At 67.7% G+C, this 21,231-nt stretch carries 21 protein-coding genes; 6 read left to right on the plus strand and 15 right to left on the minus strand.

The features are described from left to right. Positions 1 to 10: 10 nt before the first annotated feature. The gene (locus tag BKA03_RS05520; protein ID WP_218855987.1) at positions 11 to 769 is read right to left on the minus strand and encodes a peroxiredoxin; all 759 of its coding nucleotides are present in this window, start codon (positions 767 to 769) and stop codon (positions 11 to 13) included. Between the two features lie 45 nt (positions 770 to 814). After that, positions 815 to 1,513 (minus strand): TetR/AcrR family transcriptional regulator, encoded by a 699-nt coding sequence (locus BKA03_RS05525; RefSeq protein ID WP_083971688.1) that lies wholly within the window; start codon positions 1,511 to 1,513, stop codon positions 815 to 817. A gap of 99 nt (positions 1,514 to 1,612) precedes the next feature. Here BKA03_RS05525 and BKA03_RS05530 point away from each other — a divergent pair, with 99 nt between their 5' ends. After that, positions 1,613 to 3,769, plus strand: coding sequence for a glycoside hydrolase family 3 protein (locus BKA03_RS05530; protein WP_083971649.1), 2,157 nt, complete (start codon positions 1,613 to 1,615; stop codon positions 3,767 to 3,769). A 40-nt stretch (positions 3,770 to 3,809) separates the two neighbouring features. Next, positions 3,810 to 5,531 carry an alpha-glucosidase gene (locus BKA03_RS05535; RefSeq protein ID WP_062075257.1) on the plus strand — a complete coding sequence of 574 codons (1,722 nt, stop codon included), beginning with the start codon at positions 3,810 to 3,812 and terminating at the stop codon, positions 5,529 to 5,531. 692 nt (positions 5,532 to 6,223) lie between these two features. On the opposite strand, the gene BKA03_RS05540 is transcribed toward BKA03_RS05535, so the two are convergent. After that, positions 6,224 to 7,501, minus strand: coding sequence for an MFS transporter (locus BKA03_RS05540; protein ID WP_152649558.1), 1,278 nt, complete (start codon positions 7,499 to 7,501; stop codon positions 6,224 to 6,226). Between the two features lie 86 nt (positions 7,502 to 7,587). Between BKA03_RS05540 and BKA03_RS05545 the strand changes: the two genes are divergently transcribed. Beyond that, positions 7,588 to 8,262: a DUF6226 family protein gene (locus BKA03_RS05545; protein ID WP_062075259.1), complete on the plus strand. Its 675-nt coding sequence runs from the start codon at positions 7,588 to 7,590 to the stop codon at positions 8,260 to 8,262. 62 nt (positions 8,263 to 8,324) lie between these two features. On the opposite strand, the gene BKA03_RS05550 is transcribed toward BKA03_RS05545, so the two are convergent. The 4 genes from BKA03_RS05550 to BKA03_RS05565 all read right to left on the minus strand — a co-directional run bounded on the left by BKA03_RS05550 (position 8,325) and on the right by BKA03_RS05565 (position 10,704). Continuing rightward, positions 8,325 to 8,735: a hypothetical protein gene (locus tag BKA03_RS05550; RefSeq protein WP_062075260.1), complete on the minus strand. Its 411-nt coding sequence runs from the start codon at positions 8,733 to 8,735 to the stop codon at positions 8,325 to 8,327. Then, positions 8,732 to 9,091: a PadR family transcriptional regulator gene (locus BKA03_RS05555; protein ID WP_062075261.1), complete on the minus strand. Its 360-nt coding sequence runs from the start codon at positions 9,089 to 9,091 to the stop codon at positions 8,732 to 8,734. Before BKA03_RS05555 ends, BKA03_RS05550 begins: the two co-directional genes overlap by 4 nt. 158 nt (positions 9,092 to 9,249) lie before the next feature. After that, entirely contained in the window at positions 9,250 to 10,173 is a 924-nt protein-coding gene (locus BKA03_RS05560; protein WP_062075262.1) for an aldose 1-epimerase family protein, read from the minus strand. A 9-nt stretch (positions 10,174 to 10,182) separates the two neighbouring features. Next, positions 10,183 to 10,704: a MarR family winged helix-turn-helix transcriptional regulator gene (locus tag BKA03_RS05565; RefSeq protein ID WP_238579428.1), complete on the minus strand. Its 522-nt coding sequence runs from the start codon at positions 10,702 to 10,704 to the stop codon at positions 10,183 to 10,185. Positions 10,705 to 10,784: 80 nt separating this feature from the next. On the opposite strand from BKA03_RS05565, the gene BKA03_RS05570 reads away from it, so the two are divergent. Beyond that, positions 10,785 to 11,408, plus strand: coding sequence for an NADPH-dependent F420 reductase (locus tag BKA03_RS05570; protein ID WP_062075263.1), 624 nt, complete (start codon positions 10,785 to 10,787; stop codon positions 11,406 to 11,408). 99 nt (positions 11,409 to 11,507) lie between these two features. On the opposite strand, the gene BKA03_RS05575 is transcribed toward BKA03_RS05570, so the two are convergent. From BKA03_RS05575 to BKA03_RS05595, 5 genes are read right to left on the minus strand one after another with little or no spacing between them, the layout of a single operon-like run. Further along, positions 11,508 to 12,542 (minus strand): pirin family protein, encoded by a 1,035-nt coding sequence (locus BKA03_RS05575; RefSeq protein ID WP_062075264.1) that lies wholly within the window; start codon positions 12,540 to 12,542, stop codon positions 11,508 to 11,510. Further along, on the minus strand, positions 12,506 to 12,859 hold the full coding sequence (locus tag BKA03_RS05580; protein WP_062075265.1) for a GNAT family N-acetyltransferase: 354 nt from the start codon (positions 12,857 to 12,859) through the stop codon (positions 12,506 to 12,508). The genes BKA03_RS05575 and BKA03_RS05580 overlap by 37 nt, the downstream gene beginning before the upstream one ends. Positions 12,860 to 12,876: 17 nt before the next feature. Beyond that, the gene (locus BKA03_RS05585) at positions 12,877 to 13,554 is read right to left on the minus strand and encodes a CE1759 family FMN reductase (RefSeq protein WP_062075266.1); all 678 of its coding nucleotides are present in this window, start codon (positions 13,552 to 13,554) and stop codon (positions 12,877 to 12,879) included. Further along, positions 13,551 to 14,105, minus strand: a complete 555-nt coding sequence (locus BKA03_RS05590; protein ID WP_083971652.1) for a MarR family winged helix-turn-helix transcriptional regulator — start codon at positions 14,103 to 14,105, stop codon at positions 13,551 to 13,553. The genes BKA03_RS05585 and BKA03_RS05590 overlap by 4 nt, the downstream gene beginning before the upstream one ends. Continuing rightward, positions 14,102 to 15,292: an LLM class flavin-dependent oxidoreductase gene (locus BKA03_RS05595; RefSeq protein WP_062075267.1), complete on the minus strand. Its 1,191-nt coding sequence runs from the start codon at positions 15,290 to 15,292 to the stop codon at positions 14,102 to 14,104. Before BKA03_RS05595 ends, BKA03_RS05590 begins: the two co-directional genes overlap by 4 nt. Positions 15,293 to 15,447: 155 nt before the next feature. Here BKA03_RS05595 and BKA03_RS05600 point away from each other — a divergent pair, with 155 nt between their 5' ends. Then, complete coding sequence (locus BKA03_RS05600) at positions 15,448 to 16,086, plus strand: MBL fold metallo-hydrolase (RefSeq protein ID WP_062075268.1); 639 nt, start codon at positions 15,448 to 15,450, stop codon at positions 16,084 to 16,086. 39 nt (positions 16,087 to 16,125) lie between these two features. Here BKA03_RS05600 and BKA03_RS05605 read toward each other — a convergent pair whose 3' ends face one another. The 3 genes from BKA03_RS05605 to BKA03_RS05615 all read right to left on the minus strand — a co-directional run bounded on the left by BKA03_RS05605 (position 16,126) and on the right by BKA03_RS05615 (position 20,480). Beyond that, positions 16,126 to 16,890 (minus strand): fructosamine kinase family protein, encoded by a 765-nt coding sequence (locus BKA03_RS05605; protein WP_062075269.1) that lies wholly within the window; start codon positions 16,888 to 16,890, stop codon positions 16,126 to 16,128. 108 nt (positions 16,891 to 16,998) lie between these two features. Beyond that, on the minus strand, positions 16,999 to 18,240 hold the full coding sequence (locus tag BKA03_RS05610; protein WP_062075270.1) for an MFS transporter: 1,242 nt from the start codon (positions 18,238 to 18,240) through the stop codon (positions 16,999 to 17,001). After that, on the minus strand, positions 18,237 to 20,480 hold the full coding sequence (locus BKA03_RS05615; protein WP_062075271.1) for a glycoside hydrolase family 3 N-terminal domain-containing protein: 2,244 nt from the start codon (positions 20,478 to 20,480) through the stop codon (positions 18,237 to 18,239). Before BKA03_RS05615 ends, BKA03_RS05610 begins: the two co-directional genes overlap by 4 nt. Positions 20,481 to 20,562: 82 nt before the next feature. Here BKA03_RS05615 and BKA03_RS05620 point away from each other — a divergent pair, with 82 nt between their 5' ends. Then, complete coding sequence (locus BKA03_RS05620) at positions 20,563 to 21,171, plus strand: TetR/AcrR family transcriptional regulator (protein ID WP_062075272.1); 609 nt, start codon at positions 20,563 to 20,565, stop codon at positions 21,169 to 21,171. Positions 21,172 to 21,231 lie beyond the last annotated feature (60 nt).

The raw sequence follows: 21,231 nt of genomic DNA on the forward strand, positions 1-21,231 counted from the left end.
TGCCGCGGGCCTATCGAGCGAGGACCTCGCTCGGGTCGGTGTGGATTTTCTCCTCGATGGTGTCGGCCGTGAGTTCGCGGGTGCAATAGAACCAGTCGACGCACTCGACGCCTTCGACATTGCCCTCCATCCGCTCCTTTGCCACACCGCAGGAACCTGCGGTCGGCACGATGACGCGCTCGCCCGGCGTCCAGTCGGCGGGTGTCGCGACATCGAACGCGTCGCTGACCTGCAGCGCCTTGATCATGCGCAGGATCTCCTGCATGTTGCGGCCGGTGCTCATCGGGTAGTAGAGCATCGCGCGGAGGATCCCCTCGGGGTCCACGAGGAACACGGCGCGCACGGCCTGTGTGTCGCCTGCTCCGGGGTGGATCATGCCGTACTTGCGGGCGATGTCCATCTTGATGTCCTCGATGAGCGGGAACTTGACCTCAAGGTTGTTCCAGCCGCGGAACTCCATTCGCTCCTGGATGAGGCGCAGCCACGCGATGTGCCCGTAGAGGCTGTCGATCGACAGGCCGAGTAGCCGGGTGTTGTACTGGGCGAACTCGTCCTCCATGTGCGCGAACGTCATGAACTCGCTGGTGCAGACCGGTGTGAAGTCCGCGGGGTGGCTGAAGAACACGACCCAATGGCCGGCGAAATCCTCGGGGAAGGAAACATTTCCCTGCGTCGTCTTCGCCGTGAACGACGGTGCGGGTTCGTTCAGTCGAGGGTAGGCGATGACCTCGGCGGCGTTCTGAGCAGCGGTCTCTTGCATGGCTCTCATCTCTTCTTTCGTGTCCAACTCCAGGTATCCCCGGGGATATATCTGTCATACCTCGTATCGCCGCGGAACTCCAGCGGTGCGGAGTGGTGTGGGTGGCGTTCCAGCGCGTCCTGCGCGTCGCCCGGAGCGCTCCGCGAGAAGTACGTCACGCCCCTTCGGCGTGGCCGCGGCAAAGAGGGCATCGGCGGCCCGGGTCCATGCCTCCACCAGATCTACCTGCTCGGGAAATCGCAGCCACTGCAGCTGCGCCCCGTCCATGGCCGCGATGACATCGTGCGCCAGGGCATCGGCGCCTGCGTAGTGCGGGCCCAGCAGCGCCCGCAGGCGCTCGAAAGACTCCTCATAGCGGCGCGTGAAGTACGCGTGTGCGGGATGGTCGGGATTGAGCGACTCCGCGTTCAGCACGGTGTACAGCCGGACGATCTCCCTCTGGCCCGCGTTGTGCTCCATCAGGGCGTCCAGCACGGCGCGTGGAGACACGATCTGGTCTGGGGGAGACGCTAGCCCCGTCACCTCGAGGTCCACGTCGTCGCGATGCGCCAACACGGCCACGAGCAGGCCATCCTTGGTGCCCACGTAATGCAGGAGGCCGGGCACGGACATGCCGCAAGCATCGGCGACGTCCTGCAGCGAGATGCCGTTAAATCCGCGCTCGGCGACGAGTCGGGTGGCCTCCGCAACGATCTCCGCGCGGCGCTGCTCGGGGGTGAGGCGTCGCCTGCGCCGTGTCCCTTCTGCGCCCATGGTCACCATCGTGGCACTCGCCTTCGGTTGGAGGTACGCTCACCTTATCTACAAGGTAGTAGATAGCGCATTGGCGCGAGCGAGAAGCGGGTGACACGAATGGCAACCGAAACGGGCGGCGCCTTTGAGGCAGCGGTAGAAAGTGTGCGCGCGGGAGGGGACGTGCGGCATGAGGCCGGCGTCCTGTTCGCGCAGTTGACGGACGACGAGCGCCTGGCCTTGCTGGACGGCGACACGCCTTTCTGGGGCGGCATGGCCGGGATGACGGTTGCCGGCTACAACCTCACCCCGTATTCCATGGGTCGCATCGACCGCCTCGGCATCCCCGGCGTCCAATTCGCAGACGGGCCTCGCGGCGTCGTAGTAGGTCACGCCACCGCATTCCCCGTGCCCACCGCCCGCGCCGCGACCTTTGACCCCGAACTTGAGCAGGGCATCGGCGACGTGATCGGGATCGAGGCCCGTGCCCAGGGAGCCAACTACTTTGGCGGGGTCTGCATCAACCTGCCACGCCACCCCGCGTGGGGCCGAAGTCAGGAGAGCTACGGCGAAGAGCCCGCCTTGCTGGGCGAGATGGGGGCGGCGCTAGCGCGCGGCACCAGGCCGCACGTCATGCCGTGCGTCAAGCACTTTGCGCTCAACTCGATGGAGAACGCCCGCTTCAGCGTCGACGTGAGCATCTCCGACGCCGACCTTCACGAGTACTTCCTGCCGCACTTCAAGCGCGTGGTCCAAGGGGGCGCCGATTCGGTGATGTCCTCCTACAACTCGGTCAACGGCGAGTGGGCAGGCCAAAACCCAGGGCTACTCACGCAGGTGCTGCGCGACGACTGGGGCTTTGACGGCTTTGTGCTGAGCGACTTCCTGTGGGGATCACGCAAGGCAGGCCTGTCGCTCAGGGCTGGCCTCGACGTCGAGGCGCCCTTCGCCCAGATCCGCGCCAGGGACCTTCGCGACGACCTCGCGGCGGGAGTGGCCGACGCCGCCGACGTTGAACGCGCGGGACTGCGAATTCTCGGGCGCCAGATCGACCTGTATGCGCGGCGATCCGTCGCCGAGCCCTCCATGGATATGGTCGCGAGCGAGGCCCACCGCGCCCTGGCCCGTGAGGTCGCGACCCGCGGCATCGTGCTGGTACGTAACGAAGACGTCGACGAAGCCCCCATGCTTCCGCTCGCGGCCGGCGCCACCGTGGCCGTCCTTGGTCGCCTGGCCGATCTTCCCAACACGGGTGACCACGGCTCGTCGGCCGTGCGGGCACCCAGTGTGGTGACGGCGGCTCAAGGGCTGACCGCGGCGATCCCTGGTGCCCGCGTGGACGCGAGCGGAGACGTGGCAAGCTCCGTTGCGCTCGCGACCGAGTGCGATGTGGCCGTGGTCGTCGTGGGCTACACGGCGGCGGACGAGGGCGAGTTCGTCGGCGGCGACATCTTCTTGCGTCCCGCGCTGGTGGCGCTGTACCCCGAGCCGGCGAACGATGCCGAGCGGGCGGTCGCCGAGGGAATGCGCGCCCAGACGCAAGGCGACAACTTGGTGGGCGGGCAGGACGCCGGGGGAGACCGTGTGTCCGTGCGTTTGCGACCGGACGACGTGGAACTCATTCGCGCGGTGGCCGCGGCCAATCCGCGCACCGTCGTGGCGATCGTCGCTGGTGGCACCGTGATTGTCGACGAATGGATCGAGTCGGTGCCCGCCGCGCTGTTCCTCTGGTACCCGGGCATGGAGGGCGGGCACGCCTTGGCCGACGTCCTCACCGGCGTCCGCGACGCCACCGGGCGCCTGCCCTTCGCCGTCCCCACCGACGAGTCTCACCTTCCAGACTTCGACATCGACGCCACCGAGGTGACGTACGACGGCTCCTTCGGTCAGCGCCGCCTCGACCACATGGGTGTGACAGCGCGGTTCCCCTTCGGCTTCGGGTTGTCGTACGGGAGGACGAGCGTGTTGTCGGCCAGCGCGGCACGAGAGGGAGACACCGCCACCGTCACCGTGACGGTGGCGAACGACTCGGCGCTTGACACGCGACACGTGGTCCAGTTGTACGCCCGACGCGATGACGGGCTGACGTTCCTGGTGGGCTTCGCCTCCATCCCCGTGGCTGCAGGGCATCGCACCACGGCCGATGTGGTGGCTCGGCTCGAGTACGTGGGCAGATGGGACGCACGCCGCCGCGCCGTGATCGCGCCCGACGGTCCCGTCGAGCTCAGCGTCTCGCGGCAATGGGGTGATCCCGATGCGGTGCGAGTGACCGTGTAGGGGGCCGTCACGGCGGAGTGTTGGGAGCCATAATGGAGAGGTGACCGACCAGCGCTGGTGGCAGCAGACCACGATCTACCAGGTGTATCCGCGCTCTTTCCAGGACTCGGACGGCGACGGCATCGGCGATCTGCGCGGGGTGATTGACCGCCTCGATTACTTGGTGGACCTGGGCGTCGGCGCGCTGTGGCTGAGCCCCATTTTCTCCAGCCCCCAGCGCGACTTCGGCTATGACATCACGGACTACGTGCGTCTAGCGACCGAGTATGGCGACGACGCGACGGTGCGTGAGTTGATCGACGAGGCCCACGCGCGCGGGCTCAAGGTGATCTTCGACCTGGTGCTCAATCACACGTCGGACGAGCACCCGTGGTTCGTCGAGTCCCGCGCGAGCCGAGACAACCTCAAGGCCGACTGGTACCTGTGGCGCGACGGCCGCCGCGGTCCCCTGACGTGGCTCACCGGCCGCCGCCGCCCGCCAAACAATTGGCGCGCGACTCTCGACCTCACCACCGCGTGGCAGTGGTGCGAGGAGCGCGGCCAGTACTACCTCGCATCGTTCCTGCCCTTTCAGCCCGACCTCAACTGGCGCAACCCCGACGTCAAGGCCGCGATGTTCGACGCCGCGCGCTATTGGCTCGCCGCCGGCGTCGACGGCTTCCGGCTTGACGTGTTCGGCTGGATCATGAAGGACCCCTCTTTCCGGTCCAACCCGTTCCGCCCCAGCTTTGGCGGGGGAGACATCGTGCGGCTGTGGCGCCGCGACTTCACCGAGAACACTCCCGATAACGTCGCGCTTGCCAAGGAGTTGCGGGCCGTGTGCCGGGAGTTCGAGGGGGCGGGCAACGGCGCGGAAGGAGCCGCTGGTGAGGGCGGCGCCGTTGGTGCGGAGCGCGTGCTGGTGGGCGAGGTGTTCGGCTCTCCCGACGAGGTCCGCGCGTACCTGGGCGACGACGACGGGCTCACCCTCACGTTCGCCTTCGACTTCCTGGAGTACAAGTATTCGGCGCGGTACTTTCGCGAACTCATCGCATCGTACGAAGAGCACTTCGCCGCACCGATGCTGGCCGCCTACGTGCTCGAGAATCACGACCGCAGCCGGACAGTCGACAGGGTCGGCGGCGACGAACGCAAGGCCCGCCTCTTGGCGACGATGCTGCTCACGCTGCGCGGTGTTCCCACGATCTACCAGGGACAAGAGATCGGCATGAGGAACACGTACCTGCCGCTCAAGGGCGCGCTGGACCCGCTGGGGCGCACGTTCCTGCCCTGGATGCCGGAGTGGATTTCGAAGCGCCTGGGCGAGCGCATCAACCGCGACGAGGTGCGCACCCCCATGCAGTGGGACGGTTCGGTGAATGCCGGCTTCAGTGCGCCCGATGCCACGCCCTGGCTTCCGCTGAATGGCGATGCGGGCGAACGCAACGTCGCCGCACAAGCGCAAGACGCGGATTCGATGCTCGCCCTGTATCGCACGCTGCTGCACCTGCGCCGCGCGCGGCCGGCGCTTCGGGCCGGATCGCTCACGCTGCTCGACGCGCCCGGCGAACTCATTGCCTACGAGCGGCGTGACGACCAGCGCGAGGGGGCGTCGGGCGACGCAGTACTGGTCGTGCTCAACCTCGGCAACGCCGACGCGACATTTGGGGCCGCATCGGTCGGCGGGGGAGAGTTGCTGGTCGGTACCGCGGCGGGGGTCACTCTCGCCGACGGCGTCGTGACCCTGCCCGCGCACGCGGCCGCGGTCGTGCAACTGGCCTGATCGGCCGGCGTCGACTGGTGGCGGCCGTGACTCGACCACAATCAGGTTTCGCGTGAGAATTCCGTGCACGTGGAATGCTGGTGAAGGGTTTCCGATCCACGGCAGGGGACATGGGTAGCAGACGAATGGCGATCGCCTTGGTCGCAACCGTAACCGGCACCGCGGTCGCACTCGCCGTGTTGGCGGGGTGCGCTGGCACGGTTTCACAAGTCGGGACGACCTTGGGTGGCCCGTCAGCTAGCCCCTCGGCACGAGTAGCCGATTCGGCCTCAACTAACATCCCGACAGCAACCGCCAACTCGGCGCTGGAGGCAGCGTCCCAGTCTGCGAGGCAAATCTGCGAAGGTAGTTTTGGCACCGCAGTCACACTTGACTGGGCACCGGCAACCGTCGACGAGTTCCGGGCGTATCAATATGGCGGACCGGTGGCTAAGGTCCCGCTCGCCGATGCGTTCCCTGGCGTGCCGGGAGACACTCGCGGAGCGTGGTGCGGCACGAAAGAGAGTTCAGATGTCTCACACTGGTGGGCGGTGGTCGCGGGCCACGAGCCTGTGACTTTCATGACCGTCCAGGGTCCTAGCGAAGGCATTGCGCACGGATTGGTCGTGGGTCCGCCGCAAATCCCGTGACGCGCACGCCGGGCCCGAGTTCGGGTGCGCCGCTGGCCGACGCGTCTTACTCGACCCCGCGGCTTACTCGACCCCGCGTATCTGGCGCACGAGCACCGAGCCGACAATCGACACGACCCCGCCCAGCCCAAAGATGAGCTGGTAGTTGACGCCGTAGCCGGCGATGAGGGCTATCGACACCATCGGCGCGACAAACTGCGGCAGTCCCGCCGCCACGTTGAGGATGCCCATGTCCCTGCCACGGCCGTCGGCCCCTGGCAGCACCTGGGTGATGAGGGCGAAGTCGACCGACTGATACGTGCCGAAGCCGATGCCGAGCACGATGGCCGCCACCAGCGTCATCGCGAACGAATTGGTGACGACCAGCACGCCGAAGGCGAGCGACGTGACCAGGCCCGATCCCATGACAAAAGGCTTGCGCTTGCCCACCCTGTCCGACCATCGGCCGCCGATGACCGCCGTGACGGCGGCGATGAGGGCGTACGTGGCGGTGAGCATGAACATGCCCGCCACGGCCTTGTCCCTACCGAGCGCGAGTTGATCCTGCAGGTAGTAGAAGAGGAACAGCAGCATGAGCGAATTGCCGAACCACATGAGGAATCGCGTGACGAACGCCCACCAGAAGTCGCGGCGCACGGCGGCATCCTTGGCGGTGTGTTCGGCGGTGCGGTCGCCCTTGGGCACGCGTGATGCCCGTGCGGCCTCGAGCTCCCCGGGGCGTAGCGGAACGTCGCGCGAATGCAGCAGGTAGGGGATCGCGAGCACCACCAGCAGCACCGCGGCGAGCGCGTAGCCGCCCTTGATGGATCCGGTGAGGTACGGGATCCCGGACGCGAGAGCGATGCCCGCCGTCTGCGACACCGCGATGAGCCCTCCGGTCACGCCGCGCTCGGCTCGGGGCACGAGGTCAGGGATGGCCGCGACGATGGGCGAGAACATCGCGTTCACGGCGGCCTGGGCGAGCACCCAGCCGACGATGAGCCCCGCCACCGAGGACGCGGTCGACAGATACAGGAGCGCGGCGACGGAGACGACGGCGCCGCCCGCCACCCACGGCCACCTGCGCCCGCGCCGGGAGGTGGTGCGGTCAGAAAGCGTGCCCCACACCGGGTTGAATATCGTCGCGCTCAGGGCGCCGAGCGCCATGGTCCACGCGAGCAGCGTCTCCTTGCTGCCTGGCAGTATCGACTCGGACTGCTGGGCGAGGAGCACCTGGATCGGCGCATAGAGCGCGAGCATGATGCCCGCGTTGAGCAGGCACATCGCGGCGATCCACCGGCGGCCAGGGCTGCGGGTGGGCTCAGCGAGGGCGCTGGTAAAGGTGGGAACGTCGGTGTTCACGTTCGAAGTCTGCCACGCGGCGCGGGCGAGGCGATAGCGCCGCGTGGGCGTGACCTCGCGGCGCCCATTCCTTAGGCTGGTGACTCATGGAGTCCTATCGGCCGCACGCCGTCCCCGCACGCGAGTATCGCGATGCGAACGGCCGGGTGATCCCGTACGGGGAGCGGTGGGGCATGGAGCCCGCGCCCGGCGACGCCTACTCCGTCAGCGCTCATCCAGAGCGCTTCGCGCCGATCGCCGACGTTGCCCGCGGGCTCATCGCGTACCTCGAGCGGGCATACGACGTCACGGTCACGGAAGACCTCGCAATCGCGGCCGCCGTGAACTATCCGCGCGAAGACGCCGTGGCGGCCGTTCGTGTGGCCCCGCGGTTGGCCGATGCGGCAGCCGTCTCCTTTGTCTTCACGGGCTACCCCAGTGTGCTTGTCGCGGCGGGTGAGCACTTCAGCGCCGTCTTTCCTCCGTGCGGGTGCGACGCGTGCGACGAGTCGGTTGAGGCGCAGGCGCGCGATCTCGAGGAGGTCGTGTTCGGCATCGTCGCGGGAGGGTTGGTCGAGTCCGTCCGGCGCTGGACCAATCTCGTGGCGGGCGTTCCGGTGCCGGGGAAGCGTGGATTTGCCTTCTCACTCACGATGGATGGCGGGTCGCGTTCCGGCGGGGGACTGCCGAGTGGCAACGATCGGGCGGGGCAGCGCGCGGCGCTGAGGCGCATCAAGTCCAGGGGCGCGAAACCGTGGGCCGCGTGGGGCCCCCGCGGCTGAGCCGACGTCGCGCCGACTGTGGGGCTGGCTTCCGTCCAAGAGCCACGTGCCGCGTCGTCGAGCTAGAGCGTCTTCCTTGGATCTTTGATGCGATCGCCCCAGAGGAAGGTGATCGCAGCAAAGAAGGTGACCAGGCCTAGGGAACCAGCGACGATCGCAACGACGGGGTCGATGCCCCATGCGGTCCTGTCGCCGCGAATCAGAGCGAAGACTCCGTCGATGATCACGCCTGACAGGGCGAAACCGGTGAGCCAGCCGGCCACCAGGCGCGGCCACAGGTGTGCGAGGGGCTTGGGTTCGCCGAACGTCGCCGCGTAGTCGGGTGGCGAGCCGAAGGCGTCTGCGGGGTCCTCGCCCGTATCGGCAATGTGGCTTTCCACCTGAGCCACCGCGTCGCCGATCACGTCTCCAGGAATGTCGCGGAGCCTGAGCTCGTAGATCAGTTCCTTCGTGTATGTCTCGACGGCAGTCATGGTGTGCTCCGTTCGGTTCCCAAGAGGGATGAGGCTCGTTGTGTGAACGCTTGCCATTGCGCGCGACGTCGATCGAGCCGTTTCCGGCCGACGGCGGTGGCGGTGTAGTACTTCCTGCCCGGCCCGCTCTCGCCCAGACGCCACTGCGAGCCCAGGGCGCCCTCGCGCTCCAGGCGGTTGAGGATCGGGTACAGGGTTCCGCCCTTGATGGTGCCCATGCCTTCGTCGGCGAGGCGAGACGCGACCGCGTAGCCGTAGGTCTCGCGCTCCGACACGATGGCGAGCACCATAGTCTCCAGCGTCGTGCGGAGCCAATCGCTCGGCCATTCCTCGTCCACAACTAGATGATGAGGCATTCTAGATAGACTGTCAACCTACTGTGCGGCGCGAGTGACGGGACGTGGGGTGACGCGTGCGCCAAGGAGGCAAGGCCGAGACGGGGCCGGCAATCATCCCGTGCCCGTGCCCGTTCCCGTGCCTGTGCCTGTGCCCGTGCCTGTGCCCCGCGGGTCGGCTAGACGAGCGCGATTCCCCAAACGAGAGTGTGCGACTCGCCTGGCGTCAGGGTGACCAGGTCGTCCCCGGTGCGGAAGGCATCGGCGATGCAGGACATCGGCTCGATGGCAACACCGGAACGCTGCTCGGAGGCCGAGCCCACGTGGTTCCCGGTGCAGACCTGCCACGCCTTCGCGGCGCCGTCCATCCAGATGGCCACGGTGGAGCCGTCGCCTCTCTTGAGTCGCGCCCACGAGAGCCCCGCCGCCTCCCTGATCGGGTTCACGAAGGCGTCGTCAAGGTCCGATCCTGCGAGCGAGCGCGGCTCGCGGTAATCCATGTCGCCGGAAACCGGGGTGGTGCCGGTGGGCAGTAGGCGGTCGTCGACCGTCACGAGGCTCTCGGCGCCCAACTGCAGGGTGCAGTCGTCGAGCGAGCCCGCCCCATCCGGGCCGGCGCCGGGCGAAATCCACGGGTGGTAGCCGACGCCGTAGGGCAGGGCCGTGGTGCCGGTGTTGAGCGCGGTGGTGGAGATCGTCAGGCCCTCGTCGCTGAGCGCGTACGTCACGCTCACGCGCAGCGAGAACGGATACCCGGGGCGCGCGGGCAGGTCCAGCACGAGCGTCGCCGCGTCTGCGGACTGCTCGGCGACGGCCCAGTCGTCGTCTGCCGCAAGCCCGTGCAACGCCGTGGAGCGCGCGGGTTCGGTGAGGGGCAGGTGGTAGTCGAGTCCGTCGAAGCTGTAACGACCGTCGGCCAGTCGATTGGGCCACGGCGCGAGCACCTTGCCGTGGAACGCGGGCGCAACCTCATCGGCACCGTACGGGACGACGACGTCGCTGCCGCCCACCGTGTACTCGCGCAGCGAAGCGCCGACGGTGGCGAGGGTGGCGCTTTGGGCGCCGCGTGTGAGGTGGACCTGGGTACCGGAGAGGAGGCTCATGCCTCCACGTTAACGGTCATTCGCGGGTGCGGTGTCGGCCGGGTTCGCCATGAGGCCGAGTCGCGGGCCAAGTTCGGTGGTAAGCCGGGCATCGATCGCGGCGGTGATCGCCGCAAGTTGCTCGAGTTGTTCGGGGCTGAGCGCGTCGATCACGAGCTCGCGTGCCTGGGCGATGTGCCGCGGGACCGCTCGCATCAGCGCGGAGCGGCCCGCCGAAGTGAGCCGCAGGTTGGTAGCCCTCTTGTCCGCTGGGCATGGCGTGCGTTCAACGTATCCCCTGGCAGACAGGCGCGTGGCGACGTGCGAGAGGCGCGGGAGGGTCGCGTTGGTGGTGTGAGCCACCTCCGTCATTCGCAGGGTCTTCTCGGGTGCGAGTTGCAGGGACGTGAGGACCAGGAACTCGAAGTGCGTGATCTGGGCGTTCGCCTGCAACTGCGCGTCCAGCGCTGCGGGCAGGAGCTCGCACACGCGCATGAGGCCGAGCCACGCGTCGGATTCGGCGAGAGACATGCGAGGAACTTGATACGTCATGGGAATGATCGTCGCACATGGTTGTTGGTACAACCAGTTGGACAAATAGTTGTCGCAACAACTGACGAAGAGGACTGAACATGAGCAGCGTGACCATCATTGGTGCAGGGAACATGGCGGGCGCCATCGCGGGCATCGCGAGAAAGTCGGGTGCCGACGTGCAGATCGTTGCGCGCGACGCCGCCAAGGTTGCGGAACTCGCGGCGGTAACGGGCGCTACGTCGGCGGCCTACGGCGACACCCTCACGGGTGACATCGTGATTCTCGCCGTGCCGTATCCGGCCGTGGACTCGATCATCGCCACGTACGCGGACGCCCTCGACGGAGCGATTGTCGTCGACATCACGAACCCCCTCGACTTCTCCACCTTCGACTCGCTCGTGACGCCCGCCGACTCGTCGGCCGCTGCCGTGCTCGCTGCGGCGCTTCCGGGCGCCAAGGTCGTGAAGGCCTTCAACACGACGTTCGCCGCGACGCTCGCCACCGGCAATGTCGGGTCGGTGGAGACCACCGTGCTCGTTGCCGGAGACGATGCCGACGCCAAGCAGGCAGTGATCGACCTCGTGATCGGCGGGGGAATCGCGGCCATCGACACCGGTGCGCTCAAGCGTGCGCGTGAACTCGAGGCACTCGGCTTCCTTCAGCTCACCCTCGCGGTGGGCGAGAAGACGCCGTGGACCGGCGGCTTCGCCCTCACGCGTTAGCCACCACGAGTAAAGGGCTCGGCCGCCCGTCACGAGCGGCCGGGCCCTTCGCGCGTCTGTTGGCTTTGAGCGTCAGATGCGTCAGATGCGTCAGGTGCGTCAGATGCGTCTTGAGCGCGGAGTGAGGCGCACTGTCGGCATCGGGGGAGCGGGGACGCGCTTGTCGCCATGACCGTCGACGGTCCCAAAGCGTGCCGAGCGGGCTTCCCACTCGTCGCGCGCCTGGACGATCTCCTCGTGGCTGCGGCCCACGAAGTTCCACCACATGACCAGTTCGTCCTCGAAGGGCTCTCCGCCCAGGAGGAACATCAGCGCGCCGCTGTGGGAGGCGAGCTCGATGTGGTCCCTGTCGGTGCCGAGGTAGAGGAGGTCATTGCGACCGGGCCGCACGGTCGAACCGTCGGCGCTCACGGTACTGGTGGCTTCCTCGGCGATCACGGCATCCGAGACGCCCATGTCGAGCGCCTCGAGATCGCCCTCGAGGAGGACCAGCGCGAATTCCCACGCGGGGTCGAGCGGGATGCGCACTCGCGAACCGGCAGCAATGCGAATCTGGGCACCCACCAGCGGCGAGTGAATGGTCGCGGGCGAGGCGACCCCGGCGAGGCTTCCCATGATGACCGTCGCCTCGGCATCGTTCCCCACCGACGCGGGAAGGGTCACCGTCGGCAGCGTCTCATGCCGCTCGAAGCCGCGCGCATCCCACCTGGAGTGCTCCGGCAAGGCGATCCACAGCTGGAGCACGTCGAGTTCGACGGCGCCGTCCCCCAGCGAGTACTCGGAGTGGGAGATCCCCGCGCCGGCCGTCATGAGGTTGAACTGGCCCGCGCGCAAGAGCACGTCGGAACCCAGCGAGTCTCGATGACGTACCTCGCCAAGGAGCGGCCACGTGACGGTCTGCAGGCCCATGTGGGGGTGCGGCTCCACGCGCATGGTGGTGTGTTGCGGGCCAAAGCGGTCCAGGAAGCACCACGCGCCCACGGTGGGCAGGGCGCGCTGCGGCAGGGCCCGCTGGACGTTCATCGAACGCAGCCCGCCAAGCGGAACCTCGCGCGCGGGCAACACCGCGGCGCGGGGCCCGATGCCGGCCACGCCCGTCACGCCTGTGGTGCCCGCGGTGCCCTGTTGGGCCACTCGATGCGTGCGCCCTCGATCTCGTGGCGCTCCAAGTAGCGGGCCATGTACGGGCACAACGGGATGATCGTGAGGTCGCGGGCGACCGCATCGGCGAGGGCCGCCTCGGCCAGCCGCAACCCGAGGCCCTGGCCCTGGTAGGCGTCGTCAATCTCGGTGTGCGTGAAGGCGATGTGCGTCTCGGACTCATGGAACGCGGCGAAGCCGGCCACCGCGTGGTCGGTCTCCGCCTCGCCAGTCTGTGCGCCGTCCAGGATCAGTTCGTAGCGTTCGGCGTCCTCGTTGCGAACCACGGAGGTGTTCGGGCTGTCTGTCATGGTGATCCCTTCGGTTGTCAGGGCTTCGGCTTCGAGGATCTCCCAGTGGCGAGCCTCATCAGGTCGGATTCGAGGTCGATCCCCAGTTCCGTTCCGCCTGCAGAACCGTATTCGTGCTGGTAGCTCTGCCAGGACTCGTCGCGCACGGCCTTGGCGAAGCCGGATTCCATGAGCAGCATCAGTTCAAGTGCCGCCCTGTCGATCCTGCCGGTAAGTGCCTTGTCCTGCCAGTCCTCCGTGGCCGCGAAGAGGCTCGTGGGCACGGTGAGCGTGCGCAAGTACGCGAACAGGGAGCGCATCTCCTCGTCAACCACGAGCGCGTGACGTGCGGTGCCCGCGGTTGCGGCCAACACTACGGGTTTGCCGATCAGCAGGTCGTTGTCGAGCACCTGGAAGAACGACGTGAAGAGGCCCGATGCCCCGGCCTTGTAGACGGGAGCCGCGGCAATAATGCCGTCGGCGTCAACGAGCGCGGCGATGGCCCTCTTGAAGCCCTCGCCGAAGTGTTGGGAAGCGAGGGCTGCGGGCAGCTCCGGGAGCAGCTCGCGCAGGTCGATCACCGTGGTGGTGATCTCGCGGCCGCGAGCCTGGCCGAGAGCGCGCACGCGGGAGGCCGCGCGGTCGGCGAGCAGCTTGGTGGAGGACGGGTCGGACACCCCGGCGTTGACGACGACGAGGCTGAGTGGGGCGGTCATGAGGGTTGCCCTTCCGTGGGGGCTGGCATTTTCGTGGAGGCCAGTAGCGAGGCGAGCCCCGCAAGCGTGGACATTTGGGTGGGGGTGAGGCGGGACGACATGGCGTCCGTGACTGAACGGGCGTGCGCCCTGCCGACCCGACGCTGGACCTCGCGGCCCTCGCCGGTGAGCGATAGCAGCGCCGCCCGTGCATCGGCGGGGTCGGGGCCCTTGGCGACCAAGCCGCGTTCGACGAGCCGCTCGACCAATCGGGACAGCCCCGGCTGGCTGAGCAACACGTGACGGCCAAGCTCTCCCAGGCGCTGCGGTGCGGGGCACTTGGACAGCGTGTAGAGCACGTCGTACTCGTGGAGCGACACCTCGCACCACATGGACTCCGCCTCGAAGCGTTTCATGAGGGTCGAGTATGCGCCCAGCAGGGATTCCCACGCCTCGTTCGCCTCCTTGATGGGGGCGGCCGATGCGTGGGGCGTGGTGGTCGCGGTGGTCGTGGTGGTCGCGGTGGGCGCGGTGCGTCCGTCGTGCGTTTCGGCGCGCGTAGAGGTTGTCATGACTGCGTCGGGGCCGACGCCGCGGCCACCGCCTCGGAGTCTTGGTAGGGCGAGGAACCCGTCACGTTGTCGCCGCGGTTGGCGTTTGGTCGCGGCTGGCGCGGCTCCTCGTCACCGTACTTGGCCTTGACCAGGCTCGCGTGCGTCGGGGCCTTTGCGGCCTCGGGGTCGCGGCGCGACTCGAGCTCCTTACGCAGCACGGGCACCACCTCGCCGCCGAGCAGCTCCAACTGGTCCAGGACCATCTCGACGGGCATGCCCGCGTGGTCCATGAGGAAGAGCTGGCGCTGGTAGTCGCCAAACGTCTCCTGGAAGGTCAGCGTCTTGTCGATGACCTCCTGCACCGAGCCGACGCTGAGCGGCGTCTGGTCGGAGAACTCCTCGAGCGTCGGGCCGTGGCCGTAGACGGGTGCCTCGTTGAAGTAGGGCCTGAACTTGGACTTCGCCTCCTGAGAGGTCCTGCCGATGAAGGCCTGCCCTCCCAGCCCGACGATCGCCTGCTTCGCGGTGCCGTGGCCGTGGTGCTCGAAGCGTTGGCGGTAGAAATCGATGAGCCGCTTGTAGTGGTCCTTGGGCCAGAAGATGTTGTTCGCGAAGTAGCCGTTGCCGTAGAACGCGGCCTGCTCGGCGATCTCGGGCGTGCGGATCGAGCCGTGCCACACGAACGGCGGCACGTCGTCGAGCGGGCGGGGTGCCGAGGTGAATCCCTGCAGGGGGCTGCGGAAGCTACCCTCCCAATCCACGACGTCCTCGCGCCACAAGCGGTGCAGCAGGTTGTAGTTCTCGAGTGCGAGCGGCAGACCCTGCCTGATGTCCTGGCCGAACCACGGGTACACGGGCGCGGTGTTGCCGCGACCAAGCATGAGGTCCATGCGGCCCTTGGACAGGTGCTGCAGCATCGCGTATTCCTCGGCGATGCGCACCGGGTCGTTGGTGGTGATGAGCGTGGTCGACGTGGTGACGATGAGCCGCTCGGTGAGGGCGGCGATGTGCGCCAGCAACGTGGTGGGCGAGGACGAGAAGAACGGCGGGTTGTGGTGCTCGCCGATCGCGAAGGCGTCGAGGCCAACCTCCTCCGCCTTCACGGCGATCTTGACGATGTTGGAGATGCGCTCCGCCTCGGTGGGGGTGACGCCGCTGATGGGGTCGCGAGTGATGTCGCTGACGGACATGATGCCGAACTGCATGGGGAACTCCTTGGTGCTGTGAGGTCCGTTGACCCCGTTGATTATATGCGTATGCATGTAATAACGTGGCGGGGTCCAAACTATTCCATTCCGTTTCCTGGCATCGTCGCGGCGCCTTGGACGTTGTTGAAGGGGACAAGCCACGGGAGGCCACCATGAGACTGACCAAGCACGCCCACGCCTGCATCGACGTGGAGCACGAGGGGCGGCGCATCGTCATCGATCCCGGCGCCTTCACGCCGAACGCGCGTGATCTTCTCGCGAACGCGGATGCCGTGCTGGTCACGCACTCCCATATGGACCACCTGGACCCCGATGCCGTGGCCGACGCAATGCGCGCCCGCATCGGCTTGGTGCTCTATGGGCCCGAGGACGTGGTGGCGTCCCTGCGCGAGGAATTCGGGGAGCGCGTGCGCGCGGTGAAGCCAGGGGACGTGCTGGAGGTTGCCGGGCTGTCGGTGAGCGTGTACGGAGGGCTTCACGCCGAGGTGCTTCCGTCCATACCCCGCGCCGTCAACGTCGGCTTCCTGTTGGGCGGCAGGGTGTTTCACCCAGGCGACAGCCTTGACCCTCCCGATGTCGAGGTCGAGACGCTCCTGGTGCCGGTGAGCGGGCCATGGATTAAGTTGGCTGAGGCCGCCCAGTTCGTGAGCGCAGTGAAGCCCCTGCGCGCCGTGGCGATTCACGAAGTCATCCTGTCGCCGATCGGCCTCGCGTTGGCCGCCCATGTCCTCGGCAATGGGTCAAGCCCCTCCGTGCCCGTCGAGTTCCTCGAGCCGGGCACGGAGCTCTAAAAGCGGGAGTGGTCTAGGGGCGCGCTCGGCGGTTGAGGCTCAGCTCGCCAGGGAGAGGGTCGCACGCGCGGCGCGCACCAGAGCGACGCCGTAAGAGCGCCCATGTCCGGCGGCATGGACCGCGAGCGGATGGAGTTGGTGGACGGGGACGCGATCCATCCACCCGGTACGTAGCGGGGCAACTGACTGGTAACCGTCGATGATGTGCGTGAGGTGCTGAGCGCCGAACAGCGAGAGCATAGCGAGGTCGGTCTCCGCGTGTCCGCCATGAGCGGCGGGGTCAATCATGACAACGCCCCGCGGGCCAAACAGGATGTTGCCGCCCCACAGGTCGCCATGGATGCGGGACGGCGGGGCGTCGTCGTCGAAGCGGCCCGATGCCACCGTGTCGCACGCCTCGCGCACCACGGCCAGTTCCGCCCGGGTGAGGTTCCCCGCCGAGACGGCCGACTCGGCAAAGGGAAGTACCCTGCCCGTGACGTAGAACTCGCCCCAGGCCGTCGATTCGTTGCGCGGCATCTCGCGGCGGCCGATGAAGAGGGGTCCGTGCCAGCCCTCGGGGGATGCCCCGAAGGTGGCGGCCCCCGCCGCGTGAGTGCGCGCGAGATCGCGTCCGAAGTCGTGGGCGGCGTCGGTCGTCGCCCGGCCTTGAGCAACCCGCTCGATCTCGATGCGGCAGGGGGAGACGGCGACGACCCGCGCAACCGCAGCCCCGCCAGCCTCGGCGAGCCAGCCAATACCCGCGGCCTCCGCCTCATAGAACCCCGGCGGGGCATCTGCGCGTTCCTTGACGACGGTCTCCATTGCACCCATCCTGCCCGACGAGAGGGGGACAGGGGGCCATAAGTCGGGGGCACGGCTACCGGGGGCAGCGGGTGAGGAAGCCTGCGGGCCCCCGGGTCGAGCGAACGGCTAGTGCGTGGGTGTAATGACCGCCACGGGAGCGTCGTCGTGCGGCTGCCTGCCGGTGAGCGCCCCCGCCAGCAGGAACACGGCGATGCCCGCGATGGGAACCACAAGCAGTCCGGTGCGCAGGCTCGTCGCATCCGCGACCGCGCCGACTATGGGCGGGCTCGCCAAGAACGAGATGCGCAGCATCCAACTCACCATCGTGAGTCCAGTGCCAGCCCTAAGTCCCGGAATTCCGTCTGCGGCCGCAAAGGCAGCCGGGACCGTGGTCGCGACGCCCAGCCCTGCCAGCGAGAAACCGACGATCGTTCCGGGAATGGTGGGCCATGCGAGCGCGACGCCCATGCCCACCGCGGTGATCGTGCCTCCGACACGGGCGACGGCGCGCTCACCGTAGCGGTCGACGTACTTGTCCCCGACGATGCGCCCCAGGAAGTGAAGCAGCATGAGCCCAACGAACGCGAAGCCCGCGATGTCTGCGGCCGCGTGGAGGTCATCCTTCATGTAGTTCGCTGACCACGTGAACCCGGCGTCCTCGACGAGCGCGCCAGCGATAGCCACCAGGCCGAGCATGACCACCGTGATAAGAGCGGCACGGGGCACGCGCATGCGCCGCTTGGGTGCGTCCGCGTGCGCGGGCTCGTCCTGGCGGTCGATGCCGCTGTCCGGACCGAGCGTCAGGCGATAGGCGACTGCCGCGATCGCGACGAAGAGCGCGGACGTGACCCCCAGGTGCACCCCGATGCTGAGATGCAGCGCGACGGCACCTGCGCCGATGAGGCCACCCGCGGCGGCGCCGAGCGACCACATCGCGTGAAGGCTGTTGATGATCGACTTGCCCATGCGGCGTTGGATCGCCAGGCCTTGGGCATTCTGCGCGACGTCGGTGTTCGCGTCGAGGGCGCCATTGAGGAACAGAAAGGCCGAGAAGAGAAACACGGTAGGCGAGATGCCCGCTCCCCACACCGCGAGCGACTGGAGCGCCAGTGCGATGGCCGCGACGCGAGCGGATCCGAAGCGTCGTACCATCTTCCCCGCGACGAGCCCCAGTCCGATCGAGCCGATTGACGCGAATGCCACCGCGACGCCGAAGCCCGTGTAGCTGAGATCGAGCCTGTCCTTGATGCCGGGCAGGCGGGGAACCACGTTGGCCCACATGGCTCCGTTGGTGAGGAACAGCAGGCTGACACCGATGCGCGCCCTGCGTAGGCGAGGCGTATCGATGACGCGTTCCGCCACGGTCACGAGGGGGCCACCTCGAAGGGTGCCGCCAGGAGGTCGGTGAGCCGCGAAGACGGGCCCACAAGCAGCTCGAAGGCGCCTGGCTCGACGACTCGTTCGCCCTCCGCGGTCACGATCGAGCAACCGGCGGTCGGAATCTCAAGCTCGACCGTGGCGGACTCGCCGGGCCCAACCGTGACGCGTGCAAAGGACTTCAGCTCACGATCCGCCCAGGTGGCCGACGTATTCACGTCTCGAACATAGACCTGGACGGTCTCGATCGCGTCGCGGGCGCCCGTGTTGGCCACGGTTACTCGCGCGCGGACGATCTCGCTCGCGGTCAGGGTTGGGGTCAGAACCTCCAGGTCGCGGTACTCCACCGTGGAGTAGCCAAGGCCATCGCCGAACACCCATGCGGGCTCCTGCGTGAGATCCGCATAGCGGTGGCCGTGTTGGGCGTCGATCTGGTTGTAATACGTGGGCTGTTGGCCTACGTGTAGCGGCCACGAAATCGGCAGTCGCCCACTTGGCTCGATCTCGCCGAAGAGGAGTTCCGCGACGGCCTGGCCGCCCAGCAGTCCGGGGTTGGCGGCCCAGATGACGGCCGCGGCGCGGCCCGCAGACGGCGGCAAAACGTGCGGCTTGGACGCGAGCACCACGAGGACGACGGGGGTGCCCGTCTCGACGAGCGCGTCGAGGAGCGCCACCTGCCCACCCAGAAGCTCGAGTGTTGCGGTGGAACGACCCTCGCCCACGAGCTCGATGCGGTCTCCCAGGACGGCGACCACGGCATCGGCATTGCGCGCGGCCTCGACCGCCTCGGCAATCATGGCCGGATCGGGGGCGACCGGCATCGCGATATCGGGTCGCGGTTGCCCGTCGGGGAAGAAGTCTCCCTTGGGGTCCGGGCCGGTGGTGATGATCTCGGCACCCTTCGCGTACGCGACCTCGCATCCTTGTGGGGCGAGCGCTCGCAGGCCGTCGAGCACCGTGACGATCGCGTCGCGAGGGTGACCGGTCTGCACCCAATGCGCCTGGCCCGAGTTGCCAGCCCAGTCGCCAAGCTGGGTGTCGGGGTCGTCGGAGTTGGGGCCTACCACCGCGATCTTCCGCACCGTGGTGTCGAGGGGGAGGAGTCCGTCGTTGCGCAGCAGCACGAGCGAGCGGCGCGCGGCCTCGAGGTTGAGAGCCGTTGCGGCGGGCTGCGCGATCACGGCGCGTTGGTGCTCGGGGTTGGGGAGGCGGGGATTCTCGAACAGGCCCAGGTCGAACTTGAGGGTGAGGATGCGTCCCACGGCCTGATCGATGAGCCGCTCGTCCAGGAGACCCTGAGCGACGGCCTGCTGGGCACCGTCGAAGAACTTGGGCGTCATCATGATCATGTCATTGCCGGCCTTGACGGCAGCCGCCGCGGCGTGGGCGTAGTCGGGGAACAGGCGCTGTTCGCGCACCAGGTTGCCCACGTTGTCCCAGTCCGTGATGAGCATGCCCTGGTAGCCCCACTCGCCGCGGAGCACGTCGCCGAGCAGCCACTTGTTGACGGTGATCGGCACGCCGTCGATGGCCTGGTAACCAAGCATGAACGTGGCGCAGCCCTCGCGCGCGGCCCTCTCAAACGGCGGCAGGAACCACGATTTCAGTTTGCGACGCGAGATGTCGGCCTCGGAGGCGTCGCGGCCGCCCTGCGTCTCGGAGTACCCGGCGAAGTGCTTGGCGGTGGCCAGAATCGCCGTCGGGTCCCCCAGTCCGTCGCCTTGATAACCGCGAATCATGGCGGCAGCGAGCTCGCCGATGAGGTGGGGGTCCTCGCCGAAGGTCTCGCTCACTCGGCCCCAGCGCAGGTCGCGGGTGATGCACAGCACGGGGGAGAAGGTCCAATGGATTCCGGTGGTTGCGACCTCGATTGCGGTGGCGCGGCCGACGCGTTCAAGGAGGTCGGGGTCGAAGCTCGCTGCCATGCCCAATTGGGTGGGGAAGATGGTGGCGCCCTCGAAGAACGAGTGCCCGTGAATGCAGTCCTCTCCGATCAGGATCGGAATGCGAAGTCTCGTCTGGTCCGCGAGTGCCCCAGCCGCGACGAGGTTCTCGGGCGACATGTGCAACATCGAGCCCACGTGGAATTCGCGGATGGGCGCCTCGACTCCGTCATTTCCTGGGAGCTGCATCATCTGCCCCACCTTCTCGGGCAGGGTCATGCGGCTCACGAGGTCGGCGACTCGGGTGGCTGTTGCGGCGGAGGGGTCGAGGTACAACGGGGTGTTCACGGGAGTCCTTTCGAGGGCAACGCAAGCTAGCGCCACTCCCGCTTTTCTACCATGTGGTAGAAAAGATGGCAAGGAGGTCCAGGTGACTAGTGACGGAAGATCGCTTCGAGGCGACGCTACGCGGGTCCTGGTGCTCGACACCGCGCTCGAGATGTTCGCGGAGCATGGGTATCGGGCCACCTCCGTGCGCGACATCGCGGCCCGATGCGGGATGACGCACCCGGGACTGCTGTACCACTTTCCGTCGAAGGCGGCCCTGCTCATGGCCGCGCTGCAGCGGCGCGACGACGTGGACTGCGTCGACGGCGAGGTTCGCGAGCTTGGTTTCAATCGGCTCGACGCGCGGGCGGTGCTCCGCCACCTGATCACGAGCGCGAAGAACAACGCAGGCAAGCGAGGCCTGGTCGAGTTGTTCGCGAACCTATCCGTCGAGGCGACGGCCCCAGACCACCCGGCGCACGACTACTTCGTCGAGCGCTACGCGACACTGAGGGCCACGGTGACGAGGAGCCTCACGGATCTCGGCCGCGAAGGGGCGCTACGGCCAGGGGTGGTGCCCGGAATCGCTGCCGCCCAGGTGATAGCGGTGATGGACGGATTGCAGGTCCAATGGTTGCTGGATCCGCAGGGCATTGACATGGCGGCCGCTCTGGAAGGGCTGGTCAATGGAATGCTCATCGAGCCGTTGTAAAGACAGGTTTGTCGTGGGCTCACGCCGGCTCCGAGACCCAGACACTAGGCCAAATTTGGC

Origin of the sequence: Demequina lutea, from assembly GCF_013409005.1 — a bacterium.
Classification (GTDB): domain Bacteria; phylum Actinomycetota; class Actinomycetes; order Actinomycetales; family Demequinaceae; genus Demequina; species Demequina lutea.

Bases quoted from the DNA above. Each gene is read 5' to 3' on its own strand.
- BKA03_RS05545 (WP_062075259.1), top strand. From the start codon at position 7,588: ATGGAGTCCTATCGGCCGCACGCCGTCCCCGCACGCGAGTATCGCGAT.
- BKA03_RS05560 (WP_062075262.1), bottom strand. From the start codon at position 10,173: ATGAGCCTCCTCTCCGGTACCCAGGTCCACCTCACACGCGGCGCCCAA.
- BKA03_RS05580 (WP_062075265.1), bottom strand. From the start codon at position 12,859: ATGACAGACAGCCCGAACACCTCCGTGGTTCGCAACGAGGACGCCGAA.
- BKA03_RS05585 (WP_062075266.1), bottom strand. From the start codon at position 13,554: ATGACCGCCCCACTCAGCCTCGTCGTCGTCAACGCCGGGGTGTCCGAC.
- BKA03_RS05530 (WP_083971649.1), top strand. From the start codon at position 1,613: ATGGCAACCGAAACGGGCGGCGCCTTTGAGGCAGCGGTAGAAAGTGTG.
- BKA03_RS05565 (WP_238579428.1), bottom strand. From the start codon at position 10,704: ATGACGTATCAAGTTCCTCGCATGTCTCTCGCCGAATCCGACGCGTGG.
- BKA03_RS05595 (WP_062075267.1), bottom strand. From the start codon at position 15,292: ATGCAGTTCGGCATCATGTCCGTCAGCGACATCACTCGCGACCCCATC.
- BKA03_RS05525 (WP_083971688.1), bottom strand. From the start codon at position 1,513: ATGGGCGCAGAAGGGACACGGCGCAGGCGACGCCTCACCCCCGAGCAG.
- BKA03_RS05520 (WP_218855987.1), bottom strand. From the start codon at position 769: ATGAGAGCCATGCAAGAGACCGCTGCTCAGAACGCCGCCGAGGTCATC.
- BKA03_RS05600 (WP_062075268.1), top strand. From the start codon at position 15,448: ATGAGACTGACCAAGCACGCCCACGCCTGCATCGACGTGGAGCACGAG.
- BKA03_RS05605 (WP_062075269.1), bottom strand. From the start codon at position 16,890: ATGGAGACCGTCGTCAAGGAACGCGCAGATGCCCCGCCGGGGTTCTAT.
- BKA03_RS05570 (WP_062075263.1), top strand. From the start codon at position 10,785: ATGAGCAGCGTGACCATCATTGGTGCAGGGAACATGGCGGGCGCCATC.
- BKA03_RS05590 (WP_083971652.1), bottom strand. From the start codon at position 14,105: ATGACAACCTCTACGCGCGCCGAAACGCACGACGGACGCACCGCGCCC.
- BKA03_RS05555 (WP_062075261.1), bottom strand. From the start codon at position 9,091: ATGCCTCATCATCTAGTTGTGGACGAGGAATGGCCGAGCGATTGGCTC.
- BKA03_RS05550 (WP_062075260.1), bottom strand. From the start codon at position 8,735: ATGACTGCCGTCGAGACATACACGAAGGAACTGATCTACGAGCTCAGG.